Source organism: Rhizobium sp. WSM409, from assembly GCF_057653825.1.
Genome location: NZ_JBYGKP010000003.1, coordinates 154,657 through 181,111, shown reverse-complemented (window position 1 = coordinate 181,111; position 26,455 = coordinate 154,657). Strand labels below are relative to the sequence as shown.

30 protein-coding genes and 7 pseudogenes are annotated in these 26,455 nt (G+C 57.7%); 11 read left to right on the top strand and 26 right to left on the bottom strand.

The window, feature by feature from the left end; all coding sequences use genetic code 11:
- Positions 1–13 precede the first annotated feature (13 nt).
- On the bottom strand, positions 14–262 hold the full coding sequence (locus tag AC25BC_RS28460) for a hypothetical protein (RefSeq protein WP_003554351.1): 249 nt from the start codon (positions 260–262) through the stop codon (positions 14–16).
- 156 nt (positions 263–418) lie between these two features.
- Here AC25BC_RS28460 and AC25BC_RS28455 point away from each other — a divergent pair.
- A pseudogene (locus AC25BC_RS28455) lies at positions 419–700 on the top strand (MOSC domain-containing protein); the annotation flags it as partial.
- 50 nt (positions 701–750) lie between these two features.
- Here the strand turns inward: AC25BC_RS28455 and AC25BC_RS28450 are convergent.
- From AC25BC_RS28450 to AC25BC_RS28435, 4 genes are all read right to left on the bottom strand, one after another.
- The gene (locus tag AC25BC_RS28450) at positions 751–957 is read right to left on the bottom strand and encodes a hypothetical protein (RefSeq protein ID WP_003554353.1); all 207 of its coding nucleotides are present in this window, start codon (positions 955–957) and stop codon (positions 751–753) included.
- Between the two features lies 1 nt (position 958).
- Positions 959–1,159 (bottom strand): hypothetical protein, encoded by a 201-nt coding sequence (locus tag AC25BC_RS28445; protein WP_003554355.1) that lies wholly within the window; start codon positions 1,157–1,159, stop codon positions 959–961.
- 358 nt (positions 1,160–1,517) lie between these two features.
- Positions 1,518–1,841, bottom strand: coding sequence for a hypothetical protein (locus tag AC25BC_RS28440; RefSeq protein WP_003554357.1), 324 nt, complete (start codon positions 1,839–1,841; stop codon positions 1,518–1,520).
- The gene (locus tag AC25BC_RS28435) at positions 1,834–2,154 is read right to left on the bottom strand and encodes a hypothetical protein (protein ID WP_003554359.1); all 321 of its coding nucleotides are present in this window, start codon (positions 2,152–2,154) and stop codon (positions 1,834–1,836) included. The genes AC25BC_RS28440 and AC25BC_RS28435 overlap by 8 nt, the downstream gene beginning before the upstream one ends.
- A 412-nt stretch (positions 2,155–2,566) precedes the next feature.
- On the opposite strand from AC25BC_RS28435, the gene AC25BC_RS28430 reads away from it, so the two are divergent.
- Both AC25BC_RS28430 and AC25BC_RS28425 read left to right on the top strand, forming a co-directional pair.
- A complete protein-coding gene (locus AC25BC_RS28430; protein WP_003554361.1) occupies positions 2,567–2,749 on the top strand; it encodes a hypothetical protein in 183 nt (60 codons plus the stop codon).
- A 184-nt stretch (positions 2,750–2,933) separates the two neighbouring features.
- Positions 2,934–3,545, top strand: coding sequence for a PAS domain-containing protein (locus AC25BC_RS28425; RefSeq protein WP_003554362.1), 612 nt, complete (start codon positions 2,934–2,936; stop codon positions 3,543–3,545).
- 16 nt (positions 3,546–3,561) lie between these two features.
- Here AC25BC_RS28425 and AC25BC_RS28420 read toward each other — a convergent pair whose 3' ends face one another.
- The 5 genes and pseudogenes from AC25BC_RS28420 to AC25BC_RS28400 form a co-directional block, all read right to left on the bottom strand.
- Positions 3,562–3,801, bottom strand: coding sequence for a DUF2934 domain-containing protein (locus AC25BC_RS28420; protein WP_003554363.1), 240 nt, complete (start codon positions 3,799–3,801; stop codon positions 3,562–3,564).
- Complete coding sequence (locus AC25BC_RS28415; protein ID WP_128439039.1) at positions 3,798–4,043, bottom strand: hypothetical protein; 246 nt, start codon at positions 4,041–4,043, stop codon at positions 3,798–3,800. The genes AC25BC_RS28420 and AC25BC_RS28415 overlap by 4 nt, the downstream gene beginning before the upstream one ends.
- A gap of 239 nt (positions 4,044–4,282) precedes the next feature.
- Positions 4,283–5,033: pseudogene (locus tag AC25BC_RS28410) on the bottom strand (IS5 family transposase).
- Positions 5,034–5,481: 448 nt separating this feature from the next.
- Positions 5,482–5,751: a hypothetical protein gene (locus AC25BC_RS28405; protein ID WP_012763454.1), complete on the bottom strand. Its 270-nt coding sequence runs from the start codon at positions 5,749–5,751 to the stop codon at positions 5,482–5,484.
- 215 nt (positions 5,752–5,966) lie between these two features.
- Positions 5,967–6,356 (bottom strand): annotated as a pseudogene (locus AC25BC_RS28400) (glycosyltransferase family 2 protein); the annotation flags it as partial.
- A gap of 473 nt (positions 6,357–6,829) precedes the next feature.
- Here AC25BC_RS28400 and AC25BC_RS28395 point away from each other — a divergent pair.
- Positions 6,830–7,207 (top strand): response regulator, encoded by a 378-nt coding sequence (locus AC25BC_RS28395; RefSeq protein WP_003554372.1) that lies wholly within the window; start codon positions 6,830–6,832, stop codon positions 7,205–7,207.
- Positions 7,208–7,630: 423 nt separating this feature from the next.
- On the opposite strand, the gene AC25BC_RS28390 is transcribed toward AC25BC_RS28395, so the two are convergent.
- Both AC25BC_RS28390 and AC25BC_RS28385 read right to left on the bottom strand, forming a co-directional pair.
- Positions 7,631–8,953: a type II toxin-antitoxin system HipA family toxin gene (locus AC25BC_RS28390; RefSeq protein ID WP_128439155.1), complete on the bottom strand. Its 1,323-nt coding sequence runs from the start codon at positions 8,951–8,953 to the stop codon at positions 7,631–7,633.
- Entirely contained in the window at positions 8,943–9,227 is a 285-nt protein-coding gene (locus AC25BC_RS28385) for a helix-turn-helix transcriptional regulator (RefSeq protein WP_003554377.1), read from the bottom strand. The genes AC25BC_RS28390 and AC25BC_RS28385 overlap by 11 nt, the downstream gene beginning before the upstream one ends.
- Before the next feature lie 299 nt (positions 9,228–9,526).
- On the opposite strand from AC25BC_RS28385, the gene AC25BC_RS28380 reads away from it, so the two are divergent.
- Entirely contained in the window at positions 9,527–9,817 is a 291-nt protein-coding gene (locus AC25BC_RS28380; RefSeq protein ID WP_003554378.1) for a hypothetical protein, read from the top strand.
- Between the two features lie 767 nt (positions 9,818–10,584).
- On the opposite strand, the gene ligD is transcribed toward AC25BC_RS28380, so the two are convergent.
- The 6 genes from ligD to AC25BC_RS28350 form a co-directional block, all read right to left on the bottom strand.
- A complete protein-coding gene (ligD, locus tag AC25BC_RS28375; protein ID WP_128439040.1) occupies positions 10,585–11,637 on the bottom strand; it encodes a non-homologous end-joining DNA ligase in 1,053 nt (350 codons plus the stop codon).
- 444 nt (positions 11,638–12,081) lie between these two features.
- Positions 12,082–13,047, bottom strand: a complete 966-nt coding sequence (locus AC25BC_RS28370) for a sterol desaturase family protein (RefSeq protein WP_012763457.1) — start codon at positions 13,045–13,047, stop codon at positions 12,082–12,084.
- Positions 13,048–13,572: 525 nt separating this feature from the next.
- Positions 13,573–13,953 (bottom strand): hypothetical protein, encoded by a 381-nt coding sequence (locus AC25BC_RS28365; protein WP_012763459.1) that lies wholly within the window; start codon positions 13,951–13,953, stop codon positions 13,573–13,575.
- A 298-nt stretch (positions 13,954–14,251) separates the two neighbouring features.
- Positions 14,252–14,977: a Crp/Fnr family transcriptional regulator gene (locus AC25BC_RS28360; protein ID WP_003553084.1), complete on the bottom strand. Its 726-nt coding sequence runs from the start codon at positions 14,975–14,977 to the stop codon at positions 14,252–14,254.
- Between the two features lie 133 nt (positions 14,978–15,110).
- Positions 15,111–15,383, bottom strand: coding sequence for a DUF6894 family protein (locus tag AC25BC_RS28355; RefSeq protein WP_003553085.1), 273 nt, complete (start codon positions 15,381–15,383; stop codon positions 15,111–15,113).
- Between the two features lie 780 nt (positions 15,384–16,163).
- Complete coding sequence (locus AC25BC_RS28350) at positions 16,164–16,640, bottom strand: hypothetical protein (protein ID WP_128439041.1); 477 nt, start codon at positions 16,638–16,640, stop codon at positions 16,164–16,166.
- A 442-nt stretch (positions 16,641–17,082) separates the two neighbouring features.
- Here AC25BC_RS28350 and AC25BC_RS28345 point away from each other — a divergent pair, with 442 nt between their 5' ends.
- Both AC25BC_RS28345 and AC25BC_RS28340 read left to right on the top strand, forming a co-directional pair.
- On the top strand, positions 17,083–17,367 hold the full coding sequence (locus AC25BC_RS28345; RefSeq protein ID WP_012763461.1) for a hypothetical protein: 285 nt from the start codon (positions 17,083–17,085) through the stop codon (positions 17,365–17,367).
- Between the two features lie 216 nt (positions 17,368–17,583).
- Positions 17,584–17,685: pseudogene (locus AC25BC_RS28340) on the top strand (hypothetical protein); the annotation flags it as partial.
- 59 nt (positions 17,686–17,744) lie between these two features.
- Here the strand turns inward: AC25BC_RS28340 and AC25BC_RS28335 are convergent.
- From AC25BC_RS28335 to AC25BC_RS28325, 3 genes and pseudogenes are all read right to left on the bottom strand, one after another.
- A pseudogene (locus AC25BC_RS28335) lies at positions 17,745–17,906 on the bottom strand (ATP dependent DNA ligase); the annotation flags it as partial.
- A gap of 1,246 nt (positions 17,907–19,152) precedes the next feature.
- Positions 19,153–19,478 (bottom strand): annotated as a pseudogene (locus tag AC25BC_RS28330) (hypothetical protein).
- Between the two features lie 114 nt (positions 19,479–19,592).
- Positions 19,593–19,829, bottom strand: coding sequence for a spike base protein, RCAP_Rcc01079 family (locus AC25BC_RS28325; protein ID WP_128439156.1), 237 nt, complete (start codon positions 19,827–19,829; stop codon positions 19,593–19,595).
- 89 nt (positions 19,830–19,918) lie between these two features.
- Here AC25BC_RS28325 and AC25BC_RS28320 point away from each other — a divergent pair, with 89 nt between their 5' ends.
- Positions 19,919–20,113 (top strand): hypothetical protein, encoded by a 195-nt coding sequence (locus AC25BC_RS28320; protein WP_128439042.1) that lies wholly within the window; start codon positions 19,919–19,921, stop codon positions 20,111–20,113.
- Between the two features lie 492 nt (positions 20,114–20,605).
- Entirely contained in the window at positions 20,606–20,740 is a 135-nt protein-coding gene (locus tag AC25BC_RS28315) for a YHYH domain-containing protein (protein ID WP_003553093.1), read from the top strand.
- Between the two features lie 919 nt (positions 20,741–21,659).
- On the opposite strand, the gene AC25BC_RS28310 is transcribed toward AC25BC_RS28315, so the two are convergent.
- Entirely contained in the window at positions 21,660–22,079 is a 420-nt protein-coding gene (locus AC25BC_RS28310) for a hypothetical protein (protein WP_244432280.1), read from the bottom strand.
- A gap of 339 nt (positions 22,080–22,418) precedes the next feature.
- Between AC25BC_RS28310 and AC25BC_RS28305 the strand changes: the two genes are divergently transcribed.
- Positions 22,419–22,601: a hypothetical protein gene (locus AC25BC_RS28305; protein WP_012763465.1), complete on the top strand. Its 183-nt coding sequence runs from the start codon at positions 22,419–22,421 to the stop codon at positions 22,599–22,601.
- 398 nt (positions 22,602–22,999) lie between these two features.
- Here AC25BC_RS28305 and AC25BC_RS28300 read toward each other — a convergent pair.
- Both AC25BC_RS28300 and AC25BC_RS28295 read right to left on the bottom strand, forming a co-directional pair.
- Positions 23,000–23,906: pseudogene (locus tag AC25BC_RS28300) on the bottom strand (hypothetical protein).
- Positions 23,907–23,940: 34 nt separating this feature from the next.
- A complete protein-coding gene (locus AC25BC_RS28295; RefSeq protein WP_003553097.1) occupies positions 23,941–24,537 on the bottom strand; it encodes an alpha/beta hydrolase in 597 nt (198 codons plus the stop codon).
- Positions 24,538–24,994: 457 nt separating this feature from the next.
- On the opposite strand from AC25BC_RS28295, the gene AC25BC_RS28290 reads away from it, so the two are divergent.
- The gene (locus AC25BC_RS28290; RefSeq protein WP_128439043.1) at positions 24,995–25,183 is read left to right on the top strand and encodes a helix-turn-helix domain-containing protein; all 189 of its coding nucleotides are present in this window, start codon (positions 24,995–24,997) and stop codon (positions 25,181–25,183) included.
- A gap of 502 nt (positions 25,184–25,685) precedes the next feature.
- On the opposite strand, the gene AC25BC_RS28285 is transcribed toward AC25BC_RS28290, so the two are convergent.
- Together AC25BC_RS28285 and AC25BC_RS28280 are read right to left on the bottom strand one after the other, a co-directional pair.
- Complete coding sequence (locus AC25BC_RS28285) at positions 25,686–25,922, bottom strand: helix-turn-helix domain-containing protein (protein ID WP_128439044.1); 237 nt, start codon at positions 25,920–25,922, stop codon at positions 25,686–25,688.
- Between the two features lie 124 nt (positions 25,923–26,046).
- Positions 26,047–26,340, bottom strand: a complete 294-nt coding sequence (locus AC25BC_RS28280; protein ID WP_128439045.1) for a hypothetical protein — start codon at positions 26,338–26,340, stop codon at positions 26,047–26,049.
- Between the last annotated feature and the right edge of the window lie 115 nt (positions 26,341–26,455).

The following is a 26,455-nucleotide window of genomic DNA, read 5'->3' as shown; positions in this document are numbered from 1 at the left end:
GCCGATATTACCTTCAATGATGAGACGTGGACGTTGGCGCGTTTACCTGCAGCGAGTGAGGGCTATCAAACTTCGTGATCAGAAGCGTGACCAACTCCTCGCGCGTCCTGTGTCCTTGATTATAGAGGTCGACCGCCGCGCTGCAAAGCAGCTGCATTGATTGTTCCGTTGGCGCGGCGCGATTGTGCCGGCACCAAATCCGAATGGCATCCGAAAGCACGTTCACGTCGTCCATCTGGAGTGAGAGATTGAAGTCAGCCATATCATTCTCCTTGAGCGTCGCAACAGCTCGCCCGGATCGCGATAAGGAAACGGTAGTGCATTAACCTCCCAAGGCCAACCATCAGTACGGTTGCGGACGGTTGCCGCGAACCTCCGCCAAGTCACCGGCGATCCGCTTCTCTAACTCTTGTACGGAACCGCGCGCGGCGTCGACCTACTGGGGCTTCCACGCGGGACGGTGCTGAAGCTGGGTGCGGACGTCGAACTTGAGGTTACGGGTCTGCGCAACCCGTGCTCCCAGATCGACACGTTCCAGCCGGGGCTGCTCAAAACCGTTGTCAGCAAAGGGCCGAACGGCGAACTCGTCAGGAAGACGGGTGTGATGACGATAGTTCTCAAGGGGGGCGTGGTCGCGCCCGGCGACGCCGTTGTCGTCGAGCTGCCCGTCCCGCCGCTGATTCCGCTTGGGGTCGTTTAACGCCGGGTCTTCGTGTCGTCCCCGACCTCGCGCTCATCCGGCATCCTCGCCTACCGCGTCTGACCTTCGTTCATGTCACCGGGGTCGTAGTTCAGATCCCATTCTTTCACCGGCTTCTTACCTGGCGGCGTCTTGTGCTCCGTCGCATCTTCCGATCCGGTGAGGACTGTCGGCTTGGCACTGGCCACGCCCGTCGCTTTTCTGTCGCCGATCGACTTGGCGAACTGGCCTTTGGCATCCTTCTCGACGTCGGACATCTCACTCGCCTTTCTGCTTCAGCCCGTCCGAGATCTTCTTGACCTCGGGGTCGGCATTGGTCTCGCCATTGGCGTCTTCCGCACGGTCGGGATCGTCCTTGGCGGGCAGATATCCTCGCGGCGTGTTTTCCTGGGGACCTTCCCATCGCGGCGACTGGTCCGTGGTGCCCGGTGCACCGTCCTTCGGCTTGTTCATTCCCATGATGCTTACTCCTTCTGCTAGGTAACCTTCGTCGTCAATGGATGTTCCCTTCTCCTCGTCGCCACGCCGGAACTTTGAGCGCCCACCCAAGGTTCGGTGTCGCGTTCAAACGAGGAGACCATCACCCTCCCTCCACCCGACGGCGAGCCGCGGTAGGTCTCGACGAGAAGGGGCTTCCGATCGCCTCGGTCAACCTGTCGTCGAGGTGACACCGGCGGCCTTATCAAACTTCAGTCGCATCTCCGACGCTGGTTGGGCGCACGGGGCGCCGGATCTCGGGGGCATCGAACGGCTACGACATCCTACGCGAAAAAGCACTTGACCGCATGCAAATCCGGCGCGTCGGGTGCAGTCCATTCTAGCTGAGAAACTCGTCGTTCCAGACCGGCACCGCAACCGTGCGAATCCGCTTCAGCCTGCGGACCTTCAGCGTTCCGTACTCGCTCCCGTGCGGGAAATGTAGCTTCATTTGCAGGTAGTTCTTCTTGCCACAGCCGTCGCACCTGAACTTCTGAAGCAGTCTGTCGAGGGAAAGGTTGCCGCAAAGCTCTTCGATATCCCTAGGGATATAGTTGTGGGTCACCCGGCAGAGATTGCATGTCACCACAAGTATCTGCCCCTGATCCGCGGCGGCCCTCACCGTCCAGAGCCGCAGCCGCTTGACCGGATGGATCTCAGGCATGGTCGGCGACGGGCGTCAACTTCCACCCCGAACCCGGCGGCCGCTTGCCCGCTTTTGCGACCCGGTAATCCAGCTCGATGGCCGCTTCCCTCGCCGCGTCCCTACTGTTGGTCGCCCAGACGGACACGACCAACCTGCCCGCTCGAAGCTTATACTTGTTTTTGGCGGGTCGGGAGCCTACGGCTTGGCCGGCGCGGAAACATCGCCGTGCAAACGCCTCGTCGTTGCTCTCGCGAATAGTCAGCGGAAGCGCAGACCACCAGGCGTCGAAGGCCGATTTCTTTTTTGCGGGTTTCTTGACATTGTCCAACATGGCATCGCTCCGACAAAGAAATGTTCCTTATTTGTTCCAATTCACTCCGGAGTCAATATCTGCACCGTAGCGGTCTACCAAGGAGGGGGGACGAGGAGGTCGGGAAGCGGCAGTCCTTGTCGCCGCCATCATAGAACCGATCGGTCGGCCTGTCAGCGGGCGTCTCAATTCCTCAGGCGCGGGAGAGACCGCTTTTGCGGCTCGACATAAGGAAGAATCATCGCATAGCCGCACATTGCCCGCCCTAGTCTGGCCGTGCCTGCGGATACTGGGCATTCTGTAGCTCCTGCTTGACGTTCCATGCCGATGACGCCGATTGGCACGCCGCTAACAGATCCGCAACTATTGGGCCGTTGGCCGGAACCATCGAGAGCACGGCGGATTTCCTCCTACCGAGGCATGGAGTACAAGCATGGACAAGGACAAGACGGCCCAGGAGGCGATCGAGGAGACAGGGAAGAAGCAGGTCGATGGGCAGGGGCTACCGGCTGCCGGTCCACACGCGACTAAGGAACAGACGGACGAAAGCAAGACGCCTGGCACGGGCGCACTTCCCGACCGTGAAGACGAAAGCGTTTCTCCCGGCGGCGGCTGACCATCGCGCGATGGCGCCGGTGATCCTCCGGAGCCGCCTAGCCTTTCGAAACCCGCATCGCGCCGACACCCCCGTGACGCGCTGCAGACGTCTGCGTTGAGGTTTTGCACCGCTGGCATCGAGCGGACGGAGATCAACAGGGAGTGAAGTCCTTCGACGATCCTGGAGCGAGAACTGGGAGGATTTGCGGCCGATCACCGAAAAGGCAATGTCGGGCGAAACCGTCTACCACGAAGACTTTCCGCTCGAAACCACGCGACACGGGCAGGCTGAAACTGCGTATTTCACCTTCTGCTACAGTCCGATCCGTGATGAGAACGCCAAGGTTCTCGGCATGATCGACACCGTGATGGAGACGACGGAAATCGTGCGAGCGCGCCAGCGCCTTGTGTCGGAGTCCGAGCGCTATCGCCAGATGTTCGAGAACGCGCCGGGTTTCATGGCGATGTTGAGCGGACCGGAACACGTTTTCCAATACGTCAACCTGGCTTACTCGGAGCTGATCGGTTTCCGGGAGGCGGTAGGAAGGACTGTCGCAGAGGTTCTGCCGGAAGCGGTGGAACAGGGCTTCGCCGCGGCTCTGACCGAGATCGGGCAGACCGGAGAACCACATTCCGCACTCGGTGCGCTTCTAACGATCAAAGGGCCGGGCGGCGCCTCTTTCGACAGATATGTCGACTTCGTCTACCAGCCCATAAAAAACGCCTGCGGGGAAGTGACGGACATCTTCGTTTCACAGCCAACGTCTTTGAGCGTGGTGCTTCGTCGTGTGATGATCACACGAGTAACCGCGTAAAAACGCGTTACGCCGCTCAGCCGGCCTTAGTCGATGGATTGCCCCAGGCATGGCGCGGCATTGCCGGACATTGCGGTTTCGGGCGAAACTTCACCAGCACCTCGCGGCCATCAACTGAAGCCTGCGTGCGCTCGAGCGCGTCGCGTTCGGCAACCGCCTGGCGCCAGTGCTCGGCGTCGCGGCCATCAGGCCGGCCCTGTTCCTCCCAAATCGCGTAAGCTCTTTTGCTGATCCATTCGTGGCGTCTGTCGCTCATTTATCCATTCCATTCGATGCTTCGGCAATGCTATCCTGCGGGACCAGTCGGTCCTGCCGAACCCGTAGGCGGCGCTTGGCTGCCATCAGCAAGTCAAGTTCGATCGAGGACGGCCCGAATCGGGCGAACAGGGTTTTTGCCTGCTCGTCCTTCAAGCCATATTTGGTAGCGAATTCATCAAGGGTATAGGAGCGGCCGCGCAGCATTCTGCTCCGGCGCTCCGGTTCACGGATTTGCGTCATTGGTAGTAACCCCAGTGTGTTTTGCAAATGCAAGAACAAATAATGGGGGCGGAAGTTCCGCCAGTTTTCAGCGTTTTTTCGTCCGGTTATGTCGTCATTTGGCTGCTATGTCACAAACGAAAAAAGCGCCCTCCCGATCAAGGAGAGGGCGTTTAGAAGTGGCGTGTGTTGCTATACAGCGAACAGCAATATTGTATCGGCGACGAAATTCGCGATGCTTGCTTAGGGGCTGTTGAGAATCATCTTGAGTTTATGACGGCTGCAGCGAGGTGAATGATTGCGCTGAAACTTTGGTCGGTTTTGTCCGCTCGCATTGCAATGCGTTTGAACTCTTTGAGTTTGCAGAAGAAATTCTCGATGAGGTGCCGCCATTTGTAGATTTCGCTGTCGAGTGGAAGAGGTGCTTTTCGTCGTGGATGCTGGGAGATGACGACCTTAGCTCCACGCTCGTTTAAATCAGCGACGATTTGGTTGCTGTCGAAGGCCTTGTCAGCGATCAGCCCGTCAAAACCAATGCCATCGATGAGCGGAGCAATGCCCACCGTGTCGAAGCGATGACCGGGCAGAAGAACAAAGCGTACGAGATTTCCAAGTGCATCAGTCAACGCAAGGATCTTAGTCGTCATGCCGCCCTTCGAACGACCTATAGCCTGGCTCTGAGTCCCCCTTTTGAGCCCTGTCCGTGGCGGTGGACCTTGTCGATGGTGGCGTCAACCATGGCATATTCCATGTCAGGCTCATCTGAGCAGACCTCAAAAAGCCTTGTGAAAACATCGGCTTTGACCCAATCGCGATACCGTTTGTAGATCGTGTTCCAGTTTCCAAAAACCGTGGGGAGATCCCGCCATGGGCTTCCTGTACGCACAATCCAAAGAATTGCCTCGATGAAGCCCGGTTGTTGCTGCCACTTCGGCCGGGATCAGACGGCTTGCCGTGGCAATGTGGTTCCATTTTCGCCCATTGGGCGTCCGTCAGCACAAATCGTTCCATCTGCAGCTTGAATCACAAACAAGCCCCAGAAGAAACCCTGAACCTCAACAGCCCGTAGCCGGCGGTGTTTGGATGGCGCGAATTAAACAATCCCTGCGACACCATATTCAGGTAATCGCCGTAATGGTCACGAAGTCGATCATGGGAGGATCATTTAACAATACCAAGTCCCTCACCGCCAGACGGATAGTTGCTGCTTCACGTCCGTATCATCGGCAAGGCTACAGGGATCTCCGGTTTGCAACAGGACGTCGCCCCCTCCGGCTTTGGCCGACCGACCAAAGCAGAGTGGTTGAGTGTACCGCACTCGAAAGCGGCATACTGCACGGGTGTCGTGGGTTCAAATCCCACCCTCTGCGCCATTAACCTCATCCAACTATATGCATTTTTTGCGAGTGGATGACGCCTGTTGCTGGCTTCGATCCTGAGAATTGCGCTTAACGCTAACCTAGCCGTCTGAACCGCCGAGATCCTGAGCGAACCGTTCCAGGTCTCGGCACAGCGTGTCCGCGAAAGCGATCGACTGCGACGTATCCGTTGACCGCCGCACGAGCTCTACGACCTCAAGCACAAGGACCTGGGCTTCCCGGCTTGTGATCAGGCCTTTCTTGAGCATGACCTTCGTGTTGGCTATGAAGATCGCGTTAGCAAGGGACAAGGCTGTCACTGCTGTCGCAGTGATCACAGATGCACCGCCATTTGGCGTATTATGGCTCATTGGTAGTCTCCTGGATGCCAGGGAATATAGCCATGGCGTTGCTCGGATGAACAGTAGACGCGTTCGGTAGTGTTTCCTGTCGGCCCGGCCGGAGGCGCGGAGCGCAGCGAAGAGTGCGTGCTGCGCTTCATGAGAGCTCAGAAGTGGAATGCCACCGACGCCGTGCAGAGATTGTTATGGCAGCCTACCATACACTTCAATATGCGGCCCGCCGAAACCGCAGCCCAGTGCGAGGGCAACCGGTTGAGAGCGCTCACCTGCTTTTCGACTTTCGTTAGGTGCCAGAGATCGTCCGCATCAAGGAATGCCACGAATCGACCTGATGACGCCTCGATCCCAGTGTTCCTCGCGGCGGCGACACCGCAGTTGGGGGTAGACAGAAGGCGGATTCGTGAGTCCGACATCGCCATCTGCTCGAGGAGTTTTGCCGTGTGGTCCGTGGAACCGCCGTTGACAACGATAATCTCCAGGGCGTCGTAGGTCTGGCGCACGGCGGACCGAAGCGTGCGCTCAATATAGGTGGAAGCATTGAAGGCTGGGATAACTACTGAGACCAGAGGCCGGTCAGAATGAAACGTGTCGCGTCGATCCTCATCTGAAAGCATTGCAGATCTCTCGCCACGTCATCCAGAAAGCTACTTTCGTACAGGTGAAGGGACTGCTTTTTGATTTCTCCCGTTTCGTACATTCAATTCGGAGCTCGCGACTCCCCGCCGCCGACATTGTTGGAACGCCGTCTGCCAGCCTACGCTCTAACTTTGTTCTGCGGGCGCAAACGGACTTTGATCCGACGTAGACCCTCTACTTTCGTAGAAGAGGGTAGATCTGTCAGCCGCACGTTGGTGAAAAACTGAAGCGTTCGGGCCTGGCGTCAAGATCTGGTCCTTCGACACTTCGTTCACGCTGGTCGCTGCCGGGGAGCGGGCGCGCGATCTCGGTGAGGCATCCGGATCTCGGACCTTAGTTGGGCATGCTTGAGACTGAAGTCCTACACATGGAACGGCTTGTAGCGGGGAGTGTTTTCGATTTGCGACGCCAGAGAGCGCCGCGCCGATTGTAGCCGCCCTGGAGACGAAACATGCGTCTGCTCATCGTTGAAGACGAACCGGGAATCGCTCTGGTGATCGAGGATGTCGCGATCGACGCCGGATTCGAAATCACTGGCATAGCGGGGAACATGTCAGAGGCTCTGGAGCTCGGTTCCGAAGCAGACATCGCCATCATCGACATCCGGCTTGGGGATGGACTGACCGGGCCGTCCATTGCCCGCGCCCTCTTTTCCGGGTTCGGACTTGGTGTGGTGTATTTCACCCTGAACCCCGGCCTTGTCGAAAACCCGGAGGGCCGAGCTGTCGTCACCAAACGGGCGAGCCCCGAAAGAATAGTGGACGCGTTGTCTATGGCAGCCAAGAATGCAAGAAAGCATTGCGTCGCGAGCAGGCCCACCTTCCGCTGAACGCTTGAGGCGCGGTTGATCGGTTTCCTCCACCCGAACCCAATGCTGCCGACACTATTCCTTCGTCGGTCAAAGATGCACCTCCCCACTCCGCAATCATATGAAGCGGCTATGCTCGAATTTTTCAACGAAGGCTCCCCTCGGGGAACTCCCCACGACGCCCAACATGGATCGACATTCACCAGGGAGGTTCTGACCGGATACAGCAACAAACTCCCTGGTGTCCTCTCAACAAGGGTGAGGAAAATTTAAGCGAGATAGCGCCGAGGGAAGAGGGAACGCTCCGATCAGCCCGTCATGAATGGCGGCCACCAAGAAGTTGATGCCCGCGGCAGTCTGCTCCGCAGCCCATGACACATGGCCAAGAGAGCGGAGAAAGGCCCTGCCAATCGCCTCTCTTGAGCTGCTGTCGCGCTGTCATCGTCAAGCGCCTCCGGCCGCGATCAGCGCATCCCGTGCGGCGCGAAAGGCATCCTTCAGCGCTTTTTGACCTTCGAGCCCCTCAAAGGCATAGCTATTGAGAAACTGACGTCCGGCGAACAGGTTGCGGTCCACGGGGCTCAGCTCGGCTTCCGCGCAGACCGCTGGCCAGTTTGCGGCAATCATCGTGACCTGGTTTTCAATCAGCGCGGCAGCTTCCGCCTCTTTCAAGTGATAATCCGGCGCGCTAGCTAGCAAGGTGGCGAGGGTGCTGGCGCGGCCATCGCCCTTGATCAGCATGGCCTGCGTGGCCTCGTTACCCGTGCGTCTCTGGGGGCAGATATCATAGGCCGGCGTCAGAGTGAGCATTCGGCCGTCCCAGAAGGCGGCATGATTGCGGGCATGGTCGTCGGTGTTGCCGCACAGCACGTTGAAGCAAATCCGCCCGTAGAGTTCCTTGAGGGTATCCTTGGGTGCCGTGAAGCGGCGACGGATCAGCTCGGCCAAGTCTTCGTAAGAGGCATAGCGCGCCATCATCTCATCAAGGCCCAGCATGGTCAGGGCCGAGACCATGGCGTGCCTCCTCCAGCCATCCGTTGTGTGCGTGCGGTCAAAGCGCTCGATCAGCAGCAAGTCCTTTTGCGCGGCGCGGGTCATCGCCACGGACGCCGCGTTTAGCCCGCAGGCGGCTGCCAGCTTCATCGCGATGAATTCGGCCTTCACCACGCTGTAGGTGTCGTTGGTTGCCGAGAATTTAGCGATGAATTTCTTCGCCCCGTCATTGATCAGCACCTTGGGGCGCGCGCCGCCGATCGAGGTGCCATGGTTGAGGGCTATTTCGAGCGCCGATGGCAGGGGGACGCCTTTTTCGATGAGGGCGGCAGCTTCCATGAGTTCGTCGAGCGATGCCTGTGCGGCATGGCGGGGGACATACTCAGTTGCCGAGGCCTGAAAATCGAGAGCACCAATCCGGTCGGAGCCGGACTGGAGCAGATAGGTAAGTTCGCTGATCTCAGGCACGCCGGCAGCGTCGGGCTTCTTGCCCGTCAGTCTGTTGATGATAACCCGGCGGCCCCAGGCATCGGGCGAGCAGTCGCGAATGCAGCTCGCCATCGACAGGCCGTTGATCGGCGCGATAATGCCTTCCTGGAGCGGTAACTCCGGCTCATAGACGGAAATGGCGTTTTCGCGGCGGCGGTAACTGGCGCCATAGGTGAAGAGCAGGCGCTCGCCATACTGGTCGAGGCGGCCCGCCACCACCGGTTCCGTTGCCCCCGGCAGCCACATCCAGACAAAGGCTTCCGTGGCGTCCGCCTTAGAAGTCATCATCGACCTCCTTCACCGTGTGGCGGACACTCTTGGGCAGCAGGGCCAGTTTTTCATCGAGACGGGTATTGTGCATCTGGAGACTGCGCTCGTCATAGTCGAACAGGCGCATGCCCACGAGGGACGCTACTTCAAAGACGATGCCGATCTCAGGACCGGGCGCACCTTTTTCGATGCTGGACAATGTCGTCCGGCTGATGCCGGCACGGTCGGCCAGTTCCTGCGCGGTCAGGCCGCGCTCGGCGCGCCCGACGCGGATCAGCTTGCCGAGCATGGCGAGCGCCTGATGCGTCACTCTGGAGTAGCTTCTCTGACGGGGCACTGTTATGACCCATGTTGTTCATCTGAGTGGACAAGAGTTGCTCCCGTCCTTGCGGACATCATGCCATGGCGCTTGGTGTGAAGTCAAGTTTTGTTCATTTAAATGGCCATATCGCCAGTTTGTGTCCAGAATTTTGCGCATGGACGGGTATTAAGCAAGGAGTCTCCCGTGACTCGCAAATACATGCTCACCGAGGCTGGGCTCGATGCTTGGCAGCAACAAGCGGCAAGATGACGTGGCTGGAGGCGCACATGAAAACACCTGATACCGCTGCTCTGCTTGAGGACGCCGCCGACCGGATTGCGGACATCTCCCGGCCGGACTTACAAATCCTGCTTCGTCGCGCCGCGCTCCTATTGCGCAATGCAGGATCGATCACCTTCGAAGATGATACGGACGCAGCTTTGCGAGACCTATCCGGCGAACTCGGCATGACGCGCAACGACACGATCAGGTTTATCGTTCGGGAGTGGATGGAGAAGAACACCTATCTGCCGGTGCGCAGCCTCGACGAGGACGGCGATGTTGATGGGAATGGTTGACGGGCGTTATACTTGACAGAATCCGCCCACCCCCACTACGAAGTGCCCGCCCCCGATCGAGTTTTTCAGGCATTGTTTCGGGGCAAAAGGCTGAACGTAAATGATGTTTAAAAGTTTTGCCGGGGTTGATCTTTTCTTTCGCCTTCAAAATCAGAACTTTATCAAACGATATGAGAGCCATATTAGCGGTCCGCCCCTCGATATGGCTATTTGTCTATGTCGATCTTGTTTCTTTGGCTGACCAGAGGATCCGTACTGGATTACATCGCCCCGCAACTAAGATACATGTTGGTTATTCTACCCAAATACTACTATGAACTGCCATGGCTGGCCGAAAACCATCCAGAACAGGTCGCCCTTTACACATGTCTTTCGTTTTCTCTGATCACCTTTACGGTCGTGAAGACACTATTGTTTTCGGTTTATATAATTTCCTCGCAATTGAGCCGAGAGATTATAGTTGCCGATCTAAAAAACTTTTTTAAAACGGACTTGGTATATTTGCTCACCTTCGTTGTTTTAATTATTCTCATCCCTTTGCCGATCTACGGTGCAGGCGCTTCGACAACAGTTGTCGGAAATGCGTATTCCCTCACCTTTTTCAATATACTTTTTCTAAAGATGCTGAGCGGTGGGATCTCGTCGACCGTTTTGCTAGCCAAGAGAATCAAAAGGCCGAACAGAAGCGATCAAGTGGAAGTTACTAGCAACGACTGAGGGGCTGTTTGCCGAGCGACGAGACGCATTCGACTGGCCGGTGTTGGACCTTAGCGTATGTCGTCCAACTCATAAATCGCCAGTTGATCAGCGGCTTCGCGCGACCCCTTATAAGACGCGTGCCGTAGCTTCCCGTCATGCGTCCAGGCCCGATATTCGATCTCGGCAACCAGCTCCGGACGGACGAAGACGGCATTTCGCTTCCTCCCGGTATCGACAGCGGGCTTGTTGATGATCAGCTTGTCCATCTGCTCCCGGAGCTCCGCGGCGGAACGTTCGTTGAAGCCGGTTCCAACGCCCCCAACGTAGACGAGCTCGTTTCCCTTGCGCGCGGCGAGCAGCAGCCGCCCGATCCCAGCTCGCGCAACTGTGGATCGCTCATAGCCGACGATCACAAAACTGTCGCTCTGGACGCATTTGATTTTCAGCCAGTCGCCGAGCCGGCCGGAGCGATAAGGCACGTTCCGGCGCTTGGCGATGATACCTTCCAATCCGTGTTCGCAGGCGCTTGCCAGCAGCTGATCACCGTCGGCCTCGATCTCCTCCGAGAGCCGGATATTGCCCAGCTCGCAGGCCGGCACTAGATCCTCGAGCAGATGCCGGCGCATGTCGAGTTCGGAAGTTCTGAGGTCGTGACCGTCGAAATAGAGCAGATCGAAGGCCATGAAGATGGCGTCGCTTGACCTCTTCTTGCCGCCCCGCCCGCCCAGCGATTGTTGCAGCAAGCCGAAATCCGACCGGCCCTGCTCGTCGAGAACCACGGCCTCGCCATCTAGGATTGCCGTGCCAACCGGAAGCCACAGGGCCGCTTGTTGAATTGCCGGGAAGCGATCCGTCCAGTCGTGGCCGCCGCGCGTCAGGATGCGAATGCCCGTCGGCTCGATATGCACTGCCAGGCGATAGCCATCCCATTTCACTTCGAAGGCCCATTGCGGCCCTTTGGGCGGCTTCGGCTTCAGGAGAGCAAGGCATGGATCGATGCGATCCGGCATGGGGTCGAGGAGGAGGTTCGGCTGGGCAGGATTTCGCGGCTTGCGCGGCCGCGATCGAACCGGCTTGTCAGCATCCTCCAAGAGCGGCTTTGGTTTTGGCGGCTTTGTCATGCCGCCATCCCATCAGCAATGCCTTAAAAAGCAATTGCCTAATAAGTGTTATTGACATTCGGCTAAGACGAGAAGGGGTCTGAGTAGCAACGGAGCAGATACCTGCATAAGATTTCACGCGCCATGCCCATCGGGGATTGACGGATCGCGCAGCGGTCGGAGTTCCCCACGTGCGACAAATCCGGCAGTGTGGTGCGTATCTACCGACCATGTTGATATGTTTGAGCCCGAGGGCCGACAGTTTATCGGCTATAGGTTTCTGCACGGGTATTTATTATGCGGGCCCTTCTAGCGGCTTTGCGATCGGCTCCACATCAACGCATTAAACCCGGGTTCGTTGGAGCGGAAGCGGCGGCTGGAATCGACCCATTCCTGTCATTCGGAGCCAGTTCGTGGATTCCCGAAAGCTGCCGCTTATCACAACAGAGCGATGCCAACTTCGCGCTACCGGCGCTCTTCCGTGCCCGACAGCCCCTGCGGCGAGGCAGCTTTTCCGCTTATGAGGCTTATGCCGCACTTGGCCTTGGCAGCTTGCCCCGCGCGTTGGAAGAAACGGATTTCCGTGGCGATGCTTTCGCGGAACGGATCGGTTCGGTTGAAGTAGTCGCGGTCGAGACCGAGCTTTGCACCGTCTGCATCGCCCTCGTAATAGGTGCCGAACAAATGATCCCAGATCGGGAAATAGTTGGCGAAATTCTTGTCGTGATGTTCCCGCACTCGGGAGTGATGGATGAAGTGGTCGCGTGGTGACTGGATCACGTATTTGCCAAACCAGCCATGCCAGGGAATGGCACTGTGCTTGACCAGACCAATGGCGCCAAAGGTGATGGTCACGAAGGCGAATTCGGCCGTTGGCAGGCCGATAAGCAGCGCCGGAACGACCATGATGGCCATGTTTATGGCCTTCTCCAGCGGATGCTCCCGCGACGAAGTCAGCGCGTTGAACTCTTCGGCTGCGTGGTGAAATTCGTGCAGCCGCCATAGTACGGGCAGCCGGTGCATCAACCGATGCTGCCAGTAGCTCAAGAAGTCTGACAGCACTAGGAACAAGAGAACATGTGCCCAGCTTGGCAGCCTCCCGGCAAGGTCCAGGTGGGGGGCATCCTGAGCCGCGTGGGTGATGGCATAGGACAAACCAAATGACGCAAGCGCCGCAAATAGCGTAATCATTCCCGTCGCCTGAAGGACGAAATAGACGATATCGGTGATTGTGGATTTGCTGCGTTCGAAGAAAACCCGACGGAATCCGGAATTGCCGAACCCCACATAGGTGAGTTCCACCGCGAAAACCGTCAGAACCAAGCCAATGGAAATGGCGAAACTGAGCGCCATTGCCTCACCATTCAGATAGTAAGTTTTGTAAAAAAAGCCTCCAAGCTTGTGCAGGCAGTATTCGACGACCAGCTCCATGGCGCTGCTCCAAAACACGAACTCGTACAGCTTAGTCCTGACGATGCGCTTTTGCCAGATTGCTCAAAGGACGATCAGGGGGCGTCCTTTTGATGTATTGCCAGCGGTGGAAGTGCAGTCCCGGGAGGTATGCCGGAGGGTCGAGGAGTATTATGAAAACTGCTGGAATCACATCGCCGGCCGCAAGGCCGATAAAAAATCTACGGGAGGGAACAATTCGGCTCCGCCGATCGTAAGGAGTCGGGTCGTGCAGAGATTTGATATGGCAGCCACCCTACACTTCAATGCGCGGCCCACCGCAACCCAAACTCGCCCCGTCCTACCTAAGGCGGGGCTTTTTTTGGCGTTTCGGCCCATCGGCTTCGACATTCCAGGAGGTTGGATGAGCGACACCGACAATCCCGCCCCCTTCTGTGCCGAGTCGCTGGTGGTGCTTAGAGCACTTCCCTCATAATCTTACGAACAGGAACAGGTGCTCAGGTGGAGCTAGAGGCGGCCGAGCTTTGATCGCGCCTTTGCTCGACACTACTTCCAGGAGTTCTTGCCGATATTCTCTTTTCCGTTCAACACGGTAACCGACTTAGGACCTGTTTTATTCCAGGTCTCACATACCTCTTTCCCAGCGTCCGTTCCGCCCTTCCACGTGCGGCAGAACTTGTTGCCAGTAATCTGCCACACGCCGTCAATGGTGATCACATCTCCGGAATCGAGTTTGACCGAACCATGTGCGGTACCGTCCTTGAGAACCGAAAGCTCGCCGTTGTAGCCTTCTTTTGGCCCGCCCAGCACAATCACCTTGCCGTCCGAAAGCAGAGCTTGAAGCTCTTTTCCAGTCATCGCGGTAGCAGCAATAGCTTGCGCTCCGAGAAACAATACGGATAGTCCAGTTAATAGAATTCTACGCATGCGCCATTCTCTCCGAGTTTTGACAAGCAACATTGTCATCCAATTCATATGAACCACAAGTTGGCGGCTGTCACGTCCCAGTTTTGTGGCCGCTACATCTATAACAAGACGGCGGCGTACTTCTGAGAGAGATATCAAATCGAGGCATTGCGAACGGCAGCACTACGTTCGGGAAATGTTTATCGCTGAACTATCTGCTATGGCTGATGTCAGCTCGTCCCCGTCCCGCGGGTCCAAATCGCAATCCCACCTAACCAGTCGCAGCGACGCATGAGAGAAGCTGCAGCTTTTTCTGAGCTCAAGCCTGCCTGATGGGAAATCCGACGAGCCGTTCGTATTCGCGCTCAGGAACACCATAGGAGCCACCGGCTATGTCCTCCAGCTTCGGCCTGTCCAGGATCCGAATATTCCCGCGCGTGGCCTTGATGGCGTGCACGCCCTCGAGGATGTGAATTTCATTGGTGACCCCCGCACGCCGGACGCCGAGCATAAGCGAGAGGAACTCGTGGGTGAGAGGCAGATTCTTGTCCCGCAGCCGGTCGTGGCACATCAGCAGCCATCGCGCCAGCCGTTCAGGCATGTTGTAGCGGGCATTGGCAAGGGCGGAATGGGCAAGCTGCAAATCGCAGCAATGCGCATATCTCAGAAGCAGGTCGTTGGCCGACGGAACCCGTTCCGCCATGGAAAGAAGCGCGGATACCGGCACCGAAATTCCGTGCCCCTCGGCCTGCATGAAGGTCCTGTTCGGAGTTTGGTTGACCTTCAGCAGCACATGAGCCCCAGCCATGCCCTCATATCCGACATGCCCGACCTCCACGGATTCGTCATCAGCGTTGGTGGCAACAACTGATGCCAAGCCGCTTTCCAGGAAGTAGGCAGCCTCGCTTGGCACATCCGGCGCGATAACTTCCAATTTCGCCGGAAGCGCTACCGGCTGCATCGCGGCCCGCAGCAGATCGAACGCTTCGGGCTCGAGCGCTCTCAGAAGTAGGTTTCGAACATCAGACTGCGAAAAGTCGGACATGGCCCAGCCTCCGGCGGGATTGAGCCCGATCTCATGTCGACGTCACGGGGACGCGTCAGCAATGTTAAGCTTATGGGTCAAAGCACTAGTACAGGCCAAGAGGGGCTGAGCCGTCTGTGCGGTTTTGACATTTCTACAATGCGCCGGGCACTTGCCCAGCGACATTCACATGATCCACGATTTGGACGGCTGCCGTGAAGGATAGAACAATGACGGTAAAGCCGCGCTCATCGGTGACGTTCATAAGCCAGGCAGAAACGTCACCCTTCGTCAACAGAGCGCCCCGCAGCCGCTCGGCTATGGTCTCCACAGCCTCGGTACGGGCGCTCTGCAGGTCCGGGTGCTCCGAGCCCAGAGTGTCCGGAATCGAGATACCGTCATGAACGTTGAAAAAGTAGCGAGCCATCCAACCATTGCTCCTGTACAGGCAAGAGCAATCGGGTTCTCTTAGCCATCCGCGCCTGGGTCGATGCCGGATGATGTCCCATCATCGCATGTAATCACGTTCTAATGAAGGCGCATTGCGCGCGGTCATCGGGGTCACTGCGAGCGAATGATGAAGAGAACCGTCAGAAGCTACTCAAGGAAGGCCAGGTCAAGACATGGATTTCGCGACAGCGGAACCAATCGAGAGGTTGGAGGCCGCCCAACGCACAGGAGACATTATGCTTGGGGTTAGCAAGTAATCGCTGAGCGGCCTACCGAATAATACTCAGTGCACGTGTAATTTGAAGAGACTTTGTCCTTCTGAGCGAAATCGTACGATATTTGCTTAACCTGTGAGCGAACCTGTGGAAAGTAATATTATTCATTGCTCACGTAGGAGGGTTATGCAAAGTAGTTGTAGCAACGCCACAATGCGTTCCTGCCTAGAAACCACCCCCCTATCTAAGCCCCGCTCTTGCGGGGATTTTTCTTGCTCTGGGCAGTTAAGCTCTGGAGGATCGGTGCAAAAGCGTACCGGGAACCGGCGTGCCCCTTGGTTGTTAGACTGGAAGGAACGCAATGGTGTGTTCCTCTAAGGCCACCGAACTTGCCCCGCCCAGGCGGGGCTTTTTTTATTACAGAGATCCCCTTCGCGTCACGGCCAGCTGATATCTGAGGGCTTTTCTGGCCAGCCCTGCAGGCCATACTGCCGGCCGCCGCTCTCATGCCGAAAGTCTGGAGATCATGACGCGGCAGGATTTCAAGCGCTCGCCCCGGTGCCCGGCCCATCGCGCGTCAAATTGTCCCCTTCGATCTTCGCATGGAACTGGGATTCATGTGCCCATTCCGTCTCTGCCGCTTCCAACTCCTCCGGGGAAAGATGGTAGATAACGAGCTTTTCAAGCACTTCGTCCACGTCCCGGGCCATGCCGAGAAGGTCCATGGACTTGCCCATATGGCCGCGCTCTCCGAACGTATCGAAGCACATGCCAGAGACCATATCTCGAAGGGCGAGAACCTTCTTCGTCGCCTCCGCCAAGAAGTGTGGTTCATCTCCAAAATCGAGTGAATCAGACACGGCCTGCGCTCGACGGGAAAGAGCTTCTGATCGAGACCTCGACCCGTCTTCCTCGAAAACGTCATAGCACTGTCTGCTGACGTGCTCCGCGTAGACCGCGAATCTCATGACATCGCGTGGCGAGATTTTCTGATCGTTTCTGTACACAATGGTGGGCATGCCAAATCCTCCACGCTGAATAGGAATATCAGGTTGCCGCAGAAATGTTGCTATTTTGTTCTTTTTGGTGAAGGAGTCAAGGGCGCTTTTTCTTCAGGACCGTCAGCCCGCTGTCGAAGTCGGCGTTGGCGGCAAGCATGAGCGCGTGGTTGTCAGCCAATTCGCGATTGTCGTTGACCTTGCCCCCAAGTTTTATCCAGTTTTGAGTTCGCTCCAGCGGTTTTTGGTTGCTGTTGTTGGTTCGCTAGCGGCGGGTTGCGGTGCGGAGCCATTTCGACTGCGCGGCACCGCATCACGTCGCGGGTTGAAACGAGACCCTGCTGGACCGGCGATTTAACGTTCAAACAGCCGATTCACCTTTTGGTGGTGGAGCCAATCCCTTTTGCCAGATGTGCGCATCGGGAATTTTGCATCAATCTTGCCATTTCACCGGAGGGACAAAATGGCGAGCAACTATCGTTTGAACGCGAGTGATACCAGTTGGGCCATAATCGATAATGCAACTGATGCACCGGCACGACTGGATGGCATACCACTCGTAACAATGGAGGCTGCGGAAGCCCGGCACATGCTTCGTATACTTGATGGCATTGATCAGATCCGGACCACCTCGAAGTGGTGGGCGAATCTCGCCCAAAAGCGGGCGAAGATGATGACCTCGTCGGGCGCTGTGCAGGCGGTGGAATTCAAGCCGCTGCGGCCGTTTGCCTCGAGCAATTGGACTTGAGACAATGAAATCACATCGCTACGCATAAATGCGCTTGGCCATACGCCCCAGCCTCTGGATGTGGCCATTAACGTCCTATTGCTCCGGCAATCCACATTTGCTTTCACCGAATTTTTTTTCGTAATCTCCACAAAGTGCCCGATAACGCCATTGGAGGATGGCAGCGGGGAATCGGGACAAGGAGGACTATCAATTTAGGTCAATCGCCGTTCATTCCTGATTGGTTCAGCCGGTGCGGCCGCCGGTCTCGCCCTTGGTGCCGGAAGCGCCATTCCCGCTTTTGCCGAAGACGCACGGCTCCGCGCCATGTGGTGGGGGTAAAGATTGTTCCCTCGTGATCCCACGGCGCAGCCCATCGAATCGCCCTGCTTCACATCTTATTCGATCTCATAAACGGCCGCATAATCCTGCTCGTTGCGCAGCCGCTTGTATGACGCATGTCAGAGCTTGCCGTCGTGGGTCCAGGCTCGATATTCAATCTCGGCAACAAGCTCCGGCCGGACGAAGACTGCGTTTCGCTTCCTGCCGGTATCCACGGCGAGATGGGGATGTGGAAGTGGAACGCCACTCACGTCCCTTGGGTGCGAGAGCATATCGTGCCTCACAGCGGATGGGAGACAACATCCCGGGAGGCATGCCGGAGGGTCGAGGAGCACTACGAAAAATTGTTGGAATTGCATGGTCGGCCAAAAGGCCGATAAAAATCGTCGGGGCGGGAACAAATGGCAGGTGTTGATCGTAGGAGCGTAGGCCGTGCGGAGATTTGTTATAACTCCAGCCACCGACACTTCGCCGTGCGGCCGGTCGTAAACCTCAACCTTAGCCCCGCTCTAAAGCGGGGCTTTTTTGAACGGCAGAATTGCATGGTCGGCGAAAACATGGTCGATAAGGGACCGCACGGAGCCCGAGGCGATGTAGGAGGCCGCCCAACGCACAGGAGACATTGTGCTTGGGGTTAGCAAGTAATCGCTGAGGGGCCTACCGAATAATACTCAGCATAACTGTAATTTGAAGTTACTTTTTCCTTCAGCGCGCAACCGTACATATTATGCTTAATTTCAGCGAAGAGCTGGGGAATCGAAATATTATTGATTGCTAAAATACACCGATCATGCAATGTAGTTGTAGCAACGCCACGATGCGTTTCTGCATAGAAACCACACCCCTACCTAAGCCCCGTTCTTTCGGGGATTTTCTTTCTCTGGGCAGTTAAGCCCTGGAGGATCGGTACAAAAGCGTACCGGGAACCGGGCGTGCCCCTTGGTTGTTAGACTGGAAGGAACGCAATGGTGTGTTCCTCTAAGGCCACCGAACTTGCCCCGCCTCGGCGGGGCATTTTTTGATCAACGAGATCAAACTCGTTTACCGAGCCATGGCTCCTCCGCTCTGATGTAACCCCCTTTAGGCATAAGGGTTCTCCCCCCGTGCGGCCTGGCATTCGCAAGAGCATCAGGCGGTCGGGCGTCCCAATGAGCTGCACCGCCGGGACAGCCGTCGGTTCTTCCCGTGCATTTAACCAAAAATCACCACAACCGTATGATTTGAACAGCGCCCCGGGAATAAACCTCAGCCACGCCAGGTCGGGGGTGATCCGCTCTCTAACTCTTGTACGGAACCGCACCGGAACATTTCCGGCAATTTATTGTTAGGCCACAGGATCGCACAGGTGGCCCCAATCCCGGGGCCGGCCGCCATCCCTTCCTTCAGCCTGTGCGATCCGCCCTTTCCCAAACTGCCCCGTTTCGACGGAGCTTCTTTTTGATCCGCCGAGCAAATCGCGAGCAATCAGTTAATCTTCAACCAATGCCGAAGCGCCGCCACTGCCCCATCGCTGGCATAGGCAATGATGCCGCCAATGGTCAGGCCCGCGAACGCGATCAGCCCTGGAATGCCATAGCCGAGGGTCTTCATTTTTTCCACTCCTCAACAGTGGGGGCGACAGCCTCGTGGTTCTTCTCGACGGTGTCCTTGAGGGTTTTGATTTCCTCGCGGATCTGCCCATCGACATTGCTGCTGACTGTTACAGTCATGTCGAGCAGATGGATCTGCTTTGCCTGCTCGTCGAGCCGCCTATGGATCACCGCCCTGCTTTCGGTTGGTCTGCCTGTCATGAGCCCCTGCCCTCTGATCGGCGGGATGGTTGGTGATGAAGATGGATCGCGACACCTTCGCGGCGCTACCCAGTATCCCGATCTCGTTCAGCGGGACGTTCTTGCCGTTCTCCATCAGAATAACGCGATGATGTTGGATGCCGTAGTCCCGGTCAGCGCCACGATGGCAGCGTGAACCGGCAGGACCGTCCCGGCCGGCACGCTATTGAAGATGACAGGATCCATGTCCCGACGCGGTGCAATGGCTACGTCACCCGCCGTACCGATGTAGAGGGCGCGCGCACCGACCATGGCGGTATCGTTCGGCGTCACCACTGCGGCCCGCGAGGCCGGAGCAATCGAAGGGTCCATCATTTTTGTCCTTCTAAAATTCTGATGCGCAGCAACAAACAGTGCATTTGGTCGTTCAGTGCGGATGGGGCTAACCTGGGGAGGACAAGATGAGACTTGTGCCGTTCCACTACGCGGGCACTAACGATCCGATTATCTTTATCAATCCGGAGCATGTGGTCGCCATCAGGGCGTTCACCAGCAGCACCCACATTTACGTCAGTGTGCTGGGGAAAGATGCCTCGCCGAGCTATTATCCCGTCAGGGAGTCGATCGATGACGTCGTTAAGCATCTAACCAGCTAGCATGCCGAACGGCCGGAACTTCTATACTGCGGCTATGTTGTAGTCGCATGAGCAACACAGATAAAAAAGCCACGCACGGCATGATCAAATTCGTGCTGACTATCTTCGTTGTCGCGATGATCATAGCGGTGGCGTACATGGCTTTCTTTACGCCGGGGCAAGTCGAGCCAGGACCGCCGAGATCACCAACCGAAAGTGAGGGCGGCCAATAACCACAACGAACGATGGCTTTAGGTATTGGTATAGGCGTCGGTCTAGGTGTGGTTCTCGGAACAACTTTATTCGGCACTAGTCCGATCGGCCTTGCGATGGGAATAGCTGTTGGTGCGGCGTGCGGGTAGGCAGCTTCCAGGCAGATGAGATAGCGGGCATCTTCTCCGCCGACCGTTTACCATCCATCAACATACCGTGTATCAGCGGTTGATATCGATTCGACTTCTAGTCGAGCGCGTGTGCTTCACTGAAGGTGTAACTGGGTGGGGAACTCAACCGATGAAAATGTTAAAAATCGCTCTCGCGGCGACCGCAATCACTTTGTCTTCAGTCAGCGCTTTTGCGCACGGCGGCGGCCTCGATAAGAACGGGTGCCATACCAACCACAAGACAGGCGACTATCACTGCCATTGATGTGGCAAGCGTCCAGCGCCTGAATTTGCCGGCAGTCTGAATCCGACCCGCGATTCGGAACTGCCGTGATACCTTACATCTTCACCCTGCCGCCATGCCGCCCCGTCCTGATCGACCAGGTGGATACTCGATTTGGACACCACCGCAGGGGCCGTCTGGTCCGATGTAGCAGCTCCCTTGGGCGGTGCCCGACAGCCAAGTGAAACCGTGCCAGGTCGAACGCGGCCCATCTGAGACGGTCTGCAGTCGTCTACGATGGACCGATGCTGCCGTGAAAGCCGGGTACAAGTCTTTCGACGGTGCTTAACCGCAACCCTCATGGGCTGCGCCGGCGTGGTCCAGAAAGGGCTTTCCCATGTGGAACGCACCTCTGTGACTGTGAAGGTCAACGTGAACGTAGCAGCCTGCCTGTTCGGTATAGCAGCTATACTTCACGTTTTCTGGTAACCGGAGGGTGCCCAGCAATGGGCACCCTTTGCAATTCGCCCGTTCCGGGCAGCTAAGTTCAGCAGGGGGCGGACATGGACACTAACGACGAACAGCTCGCCGCTGTTGCACGGTGGGCCGAACGGAATCCACTCGTAGAAGCCGTCCACCTCTTCGATAGTCGAGTGAGGCACCGCACGGGAGGACAGTGATCTTGATCTAGCCGTCGATCTTGGGTTTTCCGAAAGCGTCCTACAAACGCTGATAATTCATAAGTCGGGATGGGAGGAAGAACTGCGAGAAGCCAGGGGCCTGATGGTCAACCTCTACCTGTATCATCCCGAATGGTATCACCTTGCCGCATAGTTCCTCGATATCCGCCGGCAGATAGTTATGTGTCACCCTGCATAAGTTGCAGGTCACGACGAGAACCTGTCCCTGATCGGCCGCGGCTTTTACCGTCCAGAGCCGTAAGCGTTTGAAGGGATGGATTTCAGGCGTTGTCAGCGACGGGCGTCAACTTCCAACCGGTCGCTGGCGGCCGCTTGCCAGCCTTTGCCATCCGGTAGTCAAGTTCGATGGCGGCGTCCCTCGCCGCGTCTTTGCTGTTCGTCGCCCACGCGGAGACGACCAGCCAGCCCGCAAGAAAAGTAAATTTACTTTTGCCTGGCTTCGCTCCTGCGACGTGACCGGCGCGGAAGCAACGTCTTGCAAATGCCAAGTCGTTGATCTGCCGGACCTCCAACGGAAGCGCCGACCACCACATGTCGAAAGCCGTTTTCGTTTTGCGGGTTCCTTGACTTTGTCCAACATGATGTCGCACCAACAATGATAGTGTTGTGGCCCGTGGAAACCAAGCAAGGTGGGGCAAGGGGAAGAAACGTTCAATCGCGAGCAAACTTCCCGGCGTCAACTCGGGGCGTCCTCAGTCAGGGCCTTCCGTTTCGCCGGGAATTAGACAGTTCGGCCGGCGAGGCTGTGTCCTCCGACGCGGTCCGCGCATCTCGTTCATATCGGATACGCTCAGATCAGAGTGAATTCGGGTATTCGTCAAGAAGGTTGAAGCGCGAGCCTTCAACCGCCGACCGCGTGACTGAAGCGGCGTCCGGCGGGAACGTCCCACCTCCCCGAACCGGCGGGCGTCAAGGCGCCGATCTGCGTTCATTTAACCGTCGATACGCGCGCTTTTGCTTGTCGACAGGAACTCTCTCTGGCGCGGCGGGTTTTCTCTCACCACGGCAAGGAGAGCGAGATGGACAAGGACACGAAAGCCCAGCAGGCGATCGAGGAGACCGGCGAGAAACCAGTCGACGGTCAGGATCAACCGGCTGCGGGTCCTCATGACAAGGAGCACTTGCAAGACGAGAGCAAGACGCCCGGCGCCGGAGCATTGCCCGACAAGTGCGACGAGAGCGTGTCACCAGGAAGCGGTTAAAAAAAGGGGCGCTCGACCCGATGGGGAGCGCCCTAACCATCCCGGCGACGTTTGCGGCGGAGGCCAGAGATTGGTTGAGGAGAAGTCGGAGTGGTCGAGCAAGCGCGTCATGAACGGAGCCGGAACGACGGGTTCATTCATCTTTCTATGCACACAGGATATCCACAGCCCGCCCACAGCCTAACCGCCCGGACCGTCTCGCTTTTCACCCGATCAAACGAACTTTGGGTGCGGCCGTACTGCAACTCTTCATACGAGTTTCATCACCCCGATACAGTGATGTGCTGTTGAGGCGTATCGTGACGAACTCCTTGAGCGCCAGGCGACGGGACGCTCGGAGTCGGGAAGCGGCCGGCGGACCTCGAAGGTCGCTTCCCGAAAGGCCTGGGAAAGATACGTCACTCAGGACCTGTGGACGCTTCCTCGCCAGGTCTCAGGGAAACGGACTTTCGTCGCTCGCGGGATTTCGCTGTTCTTCTGGCATCCCGCAGTTCGTCTAGCGTCGGCTGCCACCAGCCCACGGATCTTCTCATATTCTCCCGGTGGATCTCGTAGCGGCCAGGTGTGCACCAGTTCCTCGAGCGTGGCGGCGCGCCATTCGGCCCAGACGTGTTCATCGCTCGCATCGGGGTGGTGTTCGACGACTTCTTCCGGATCGACGATCTCGCCCGTCACTTCGGTGATGACAACGATTCCGAATGCCGAGGTCGCGACGGGCCTGCTGATGGGAGGAAGGTCGTCGCTCGACACCGGCAACCGACGCTTCTTTCGCTCCTGAGTGCGACGCCGTGCCTTCGCCTCCTCTTCGGTGCCCTTACGCGCTCCGGCACGCTTGCGCCGCTCCTCGGGCTCTGCCCTCCTGGCCGCCTCTTCGATCGCCTCCCACCGGTGCTGAAGATCGTCGTACGATGCGAACGGAATTTCCCAAACCTTGTCGTCGCCGTTCCAGCGAGCGAAAGGTATCTGACGGAGCTCGTCAACGACCGTCCGGGAGAACGGCGTCTTGATTCGGAAGCCGCGGTCGTAGACCTGCAGGTATGAACTGAGGATCGGTTCGAACTGATAGGCGTCGCGCCCCCTTTCTTCTTCGAAGGGCGAGTGCCGAGCATCTTCCGAGGCAAGCCAGCGATCGATGCGGCGGCGCGCCGTCTTGCCGGGCACCGTCCATGCCTGGAGTGTGTCGCTCCACCGCGCGTTCGGGAAGACTTCCCGGAACCTGGCGACGGTCATACGGTCGAACGCGAAGGCCACCGTTTCCTGTAACGGTTCGTCTGCTCCAGATTGCTGGCGTTGCTCGTCGGTCATCAAAGGAAAACGGTCAAGTTGGCATGCGGTTCGCTCAAGGAAGGTTCTTCTTCAAGAAAGACAGGGCTTTCTGTGCGCCAGCGCTGGAGATCGTGTGTCCCGTTCCGCGCTCGACGTCCAGCTCGACCTTGAAGCCGGCCGTTCCGAGCTGCGCGGCGGCGAGCCTCGAAGCGATAGGCGGTATGGTCGTATCGTTCTCTCCATGAACGAGCAGGATCGGCGTGCTCTTGCCTGAGGGCGAAATCGGCTGCGGCGGAAGGAGACCTGAGAACGCGACGAGCGCGCCGACATGCCAGCGGCCGGAGGCAACCGCGTCGAGCGCGACGATGGCACCTTGCGAGACGCCGACGAAGGCAACCCTGTCATGAGCCTCGGCAAAACCTTCCCTGCGGACGACGTCGCTTATGAGAACGTCGAAGGCCTCGCGCGCGGTTCGGACACGTGCTGCATCGAGAGGGTTTCCCTCGGTCGAAAACCACTGGTGCCCATATCGATGATGCATCGGGGCGTCTGGAGCGACGAAGCGGGTGTTCGGAAGCTTTGGTCGCCATGATGACGCTAATGGCATGAGCTGAGCGCCAGACGCCCCGATGCCGTGCAAGAATATGACGAGGTGATCGTGAGAGGCCATGGTTTTCCGTGGATTGCTGAAATGGACCGAGGGGGCTCACCCGAAGAAGGGGAGCCGCCCTCTCACCCCGACGCGCGAGCATCGACGCGGACGCCGGCGGACATCTGCGGAGCTTCACGATTATGGGGTGGCCCGACATAGATGGGTGCCCATCGCACCCTTCGCAAGCGCCCGCTCAAGGGCGGTACGCTACCAGACACTTCGCTCAAGGTGTTGAAGCGGCTTGGCAATCCACCCATATATCGGAAAACCCTCAAGGAACATTCCAATGGTAAGCAGGATCAGACGCACTCTGACCGTGCAGGAACGCGCGGAAGCATTCGAGCGAACAAACAAGGCCGCGGCCGAAGCCGCTGAAGAGGAACGCAGACGACGCGAGGAGAAGAACGAACGCCTCCGACAGCTACGTGTCGCCTCTGAAAACTGAAGACCATTTTACAACGGAAACGGACGAGACATGGAGCAGATCTCCACTCCCAAGACCGCGGCATCTCATCGCCGCGAGGCGCGGCTCGCCAAAGGCTACAGTCTGGAAGACCTTGCTGTAGCCACAGGCCTCACTCTGGCGGAACTCGCGGCTGCGGAGAAACCTGGCGCGCAGGTTCCTGACAACCACCTCGCACGTATCGACCACGCTCTCGCGTGAGACGCGCTCGGTTGTCTCGAGCGCGACACCGGACCCGCGTATCGCAAAAATGCCTAATCACGAAACCAAGCATTACCTCGAAATGGAGCGGTTTCAGCCAATCCTCGCTTTCAAATAGCCGATCGCAAAATGGGAACGCCGCCGCCTATCAGAGCGACTTGGCGAATTCTTCTGAAGCTTCCAGGCTTGCCGACGTCCTCGAGCTTGTCGAGCACCGGGAGCCGAATTGCGTCTAATTCGTAAAGTTCGCCATGGTCTCGCATGCCTCGCCGGCTTTGTCCAACATCGTCGTTCCGTAGAAAATGCCCGCGATCAGCATTGGGTAAAGACTCGAACTTGGTTTCGAACTTGAGCACGCAGTGGAAGCTTTCCTAGACGCGCTAGCCGCGATCATGCAGTCGCGCATGGTGTGCCAAAGCGTCGATCTGGCCTTCTTCGAAGACGACCGTTCGACAGCGTCGGGAGTTGACAACAGCAACGGCGGATCGCTTCCGACCCGTTCCTATGAGGCGAGCTCATGGACGAGGCCTCCCTCCGCCGGTCCGTATGCGGGTCCCGCAAATTCTTCGAGCGCTGCCCTGTCGCGGACTGTCACCAAACTCCGGTTGGAGTATATCAAGCGCTTTCCCTCCAGTACATGCAGCGCGTCCGTGACGCCCGAGCGACCGGACGCTATCATGACAGCCAGAAACTCATGCGTGACGTCGATGTGGTTGCCATCGACACGGTCGTCGATCATCAAGATCCACCGAGCGAGTCGCGCATCGACGTGGTGCACTGCATTTGACAGCGCCGTATATGCGGTCGGCGTGAAGAGACGCGCGGTGAAGGACTCGAGCGTCTCTCTGGATGACCGGCTTTCTTCAACCAAGCGCCGGAGAGCATCCACCCGAAACCTGCATCATGAACTCGAAGGGCTGCCGGCTGGCGTCGGCCATCGTTGCCAAGGGGGTGACGCCCTCACGGCCGATAAGGCCGACTTCCGCTCGTTCGCCGACAGGGGATACCGCCACCATTGAGGCGACGCCGGCCTCCGGGAAGTAGTGATAGGCGATCGCGCTGTCCTTGTGACCGATCTGAAAGTCCCGAGGTAGATCGATCGGCTGGAGGTGGAACCAGCGCCCAGGCATCGACGGAAAGAGAAGCGAGAAGATCATTTCGAATTTCGGACTGAAGGATGACGATGCCCCCCAAGGATGTGGCAAGAGCAGAGCGTCTCCCAGTCGTGCGCGCCGGTAAAGTTACACACGATACCCGGACTATCCTGCTTCC

Coding starts and splice junctions, on each gene's coding strand:
- AC25BC_RS28460 (WP_003554351.1), bottom strand. CDS start 262: ATGGCTGACTTCAATCTCTCACTCCAGATGGACGACGTGAACGTGCTT.
- AC25BC_RS28450 (WP_003554353.1), bottom strand. CDS start 957: ATGTCCGACGTCGAGAAGGATGCCAAAGGCCAGTTCGCCAAGTCGATC.
- AC25BC_RS28445 (WP_003554355.1), bottom strand. CDS start 1,159: ATGGGAATGAACAAGCCGAAGGACGGTGCACCGGGCACCACGGACCAG.
- AC25BC_RS28440 (WP_003554357.1), bottom strand. CDS start 1,841: ATGCCTGAGATCCATCCGGTCAAGCGGCTGCGGCTCTGGACGGTGAGG.
- AC25BC_RS28435 (WP_003554359.1), bottom strand. CDS start 2,154: ATGTTGGACAATGTCAAGAAACCCGCAAAAAAGAAATCGGCCTTCGAC.
- AC25BC_RS28430 (WP_003554361.1), top strand. CDS start 2,567: ATGGACAAGGACAAGACGGCCCAGGAGGCGATCGAGGAGACAGGGAAG.
- AC25BC_RS28420 (WP_003554363.1), bottom strand. CDS start 3,801: ATGAGCGACAGACGCCACGAATGGATCAGCAAAAGAGCTTACGCGATT.
- AC25BC_RS28415 (WP_128439039.1), bottom strand. CDS start 4,043: ATGACGCAAATCCGTGAACCGGAGCGCCGGAGCAGAATGCTGCGCGGC.
- AC25BC_RS28405 (WP_012763454.1), bottom strand. CDS start 5,751: ATGAGCCATAATACGCCAAATGGCGGTGCATCTGTGATCACTGCGACA.
- AC25BC_RS28395 (WP_003554372.1), top strand. CDS start 6,830: ATGCGTCTGCTCATCGTTGAAGACGAACCGGGAATCGCTCTGGTGATC.
- AC25BC_RS28390 (WP_128439155.1), bottom strand. CDS start 8,953: ATGACTTCTAAGGCGGACGCCACGGAAGCCTTTGTCTGGATGTGGCTG.
- AC25BC_RS28385 (WP_003554377.1), bottom strand. CDS start 9,227: ATGCTCGGCAAGCTGATCCGCGTCGGGCGCGCCGAGCGCGGCCTGACC.
- AC25BC_RS28380 (WP_003554378.1), top strand. CDS start 9,527: ATGAAAACACCTGATACCGCTGCTCTGCTTGAGGACGCCGCCGACCGG.
- ligD (WP_128439040.1), bottom strand. CDS start 11,637: ATGACAAAGCCGCCAAAACCAAAGCCGCTCTTGGAGGATGCTGACAAG.
- AC25BC_RS28370 (WP_012763457.1), bottom strand. CDS start 13,047: ATGGAGCTGGTCGTCGAATACTGCCTGCACAAGCTTGGAGGCTTTTTT.
- AC25BC_RS28365 (WP_012763459.1), bottom strand. CDS start 13,953: ATGCGTAGAATTCTATTAACTGGACTATCCGTATTGTTTCTCGGAGCG.
- AC25BC_RS28360 (WP_003553084.1), bottom strand. CDS start 14,977: ATGTCCGACTTTTCGCAGTCTGATGTTCGAAACCTACTTCTGAGAGCG.
- AC25BC_RS28355 (WP_003553085.1), bottom strand. CDS start 15,383: ATGGCTCGCTACTTTTTCAACGTTCATGACGGTATCTCGATTCCGGAC.
- AC25BC_RS28350 (WP_128439041.1), bottom strand. CDS start 16,640: ATGCCCACCATTGTGTACAGAAACGATCAGAAAATCTCGCCACGCGAT.
- AC25BC_RS28345 (WP_012763461.1), top strand. CDS start 17,083: ATGGCGAGCAACTATCGTTTGAACGCGAGTGATACCAGTTGGGCCATA.
- AC25BC_RS28325 (WP_128439156.1), bottom strand. CDS start 19,829: ATGGACCCTTCGATTGCTCCGGCCTCGCGGGCCGCAGTGGTGACGCCG.
- AC25BC_RS28320 (WP_128439042.1), top strand. CDS start 19,919: ATGAGACTTGTGCCGTTCCACTACGCGGGCACTAACGATCCGATTATC.
- AC25BC_RS28315 (WP_003553093.1), top strand. CDS start 20,606: ATGAAAATGTTAAAAATCGCTCTCGCGGCGACCGCAATCACTTTGTCT.
- AC25BC_RS28305 (WP_012763465.1), top strand. CDS start 22,419: ATGGACAAGGACACGAAAGCCCAGCAGGCGATCGAGGAGACCGGCGAG.
- AC25BC_RS28295 (WP_003553097.1), bottom strand. CDS start 24,537: ATGGCCTCTCACGATCACCTCGTCATATTCTTGCACGGCATCGGGGCG.
- AC25BC_RS28290 (WP_128439043.1), top strand. CDS start 24,995: ATGGAGCAGATCTCCACTCCCAAGACCGCGGCATCTCATCGCCGCGAG.
- AC25BC_RS28285 (WP_128439044.1), bottom strand. CDS start 25,922: ATGATCGACGACCGTGTCGATGGCAACCACATCGACGTCACGCATGAG.
- AC25BC_RS28280 (WP_128439045.1), bottom strand. CDS start 26,340: ATGATCTTCTCGCTTCTCTTTCCGTCGATGCCTGGGCGCTGGTTCCAC.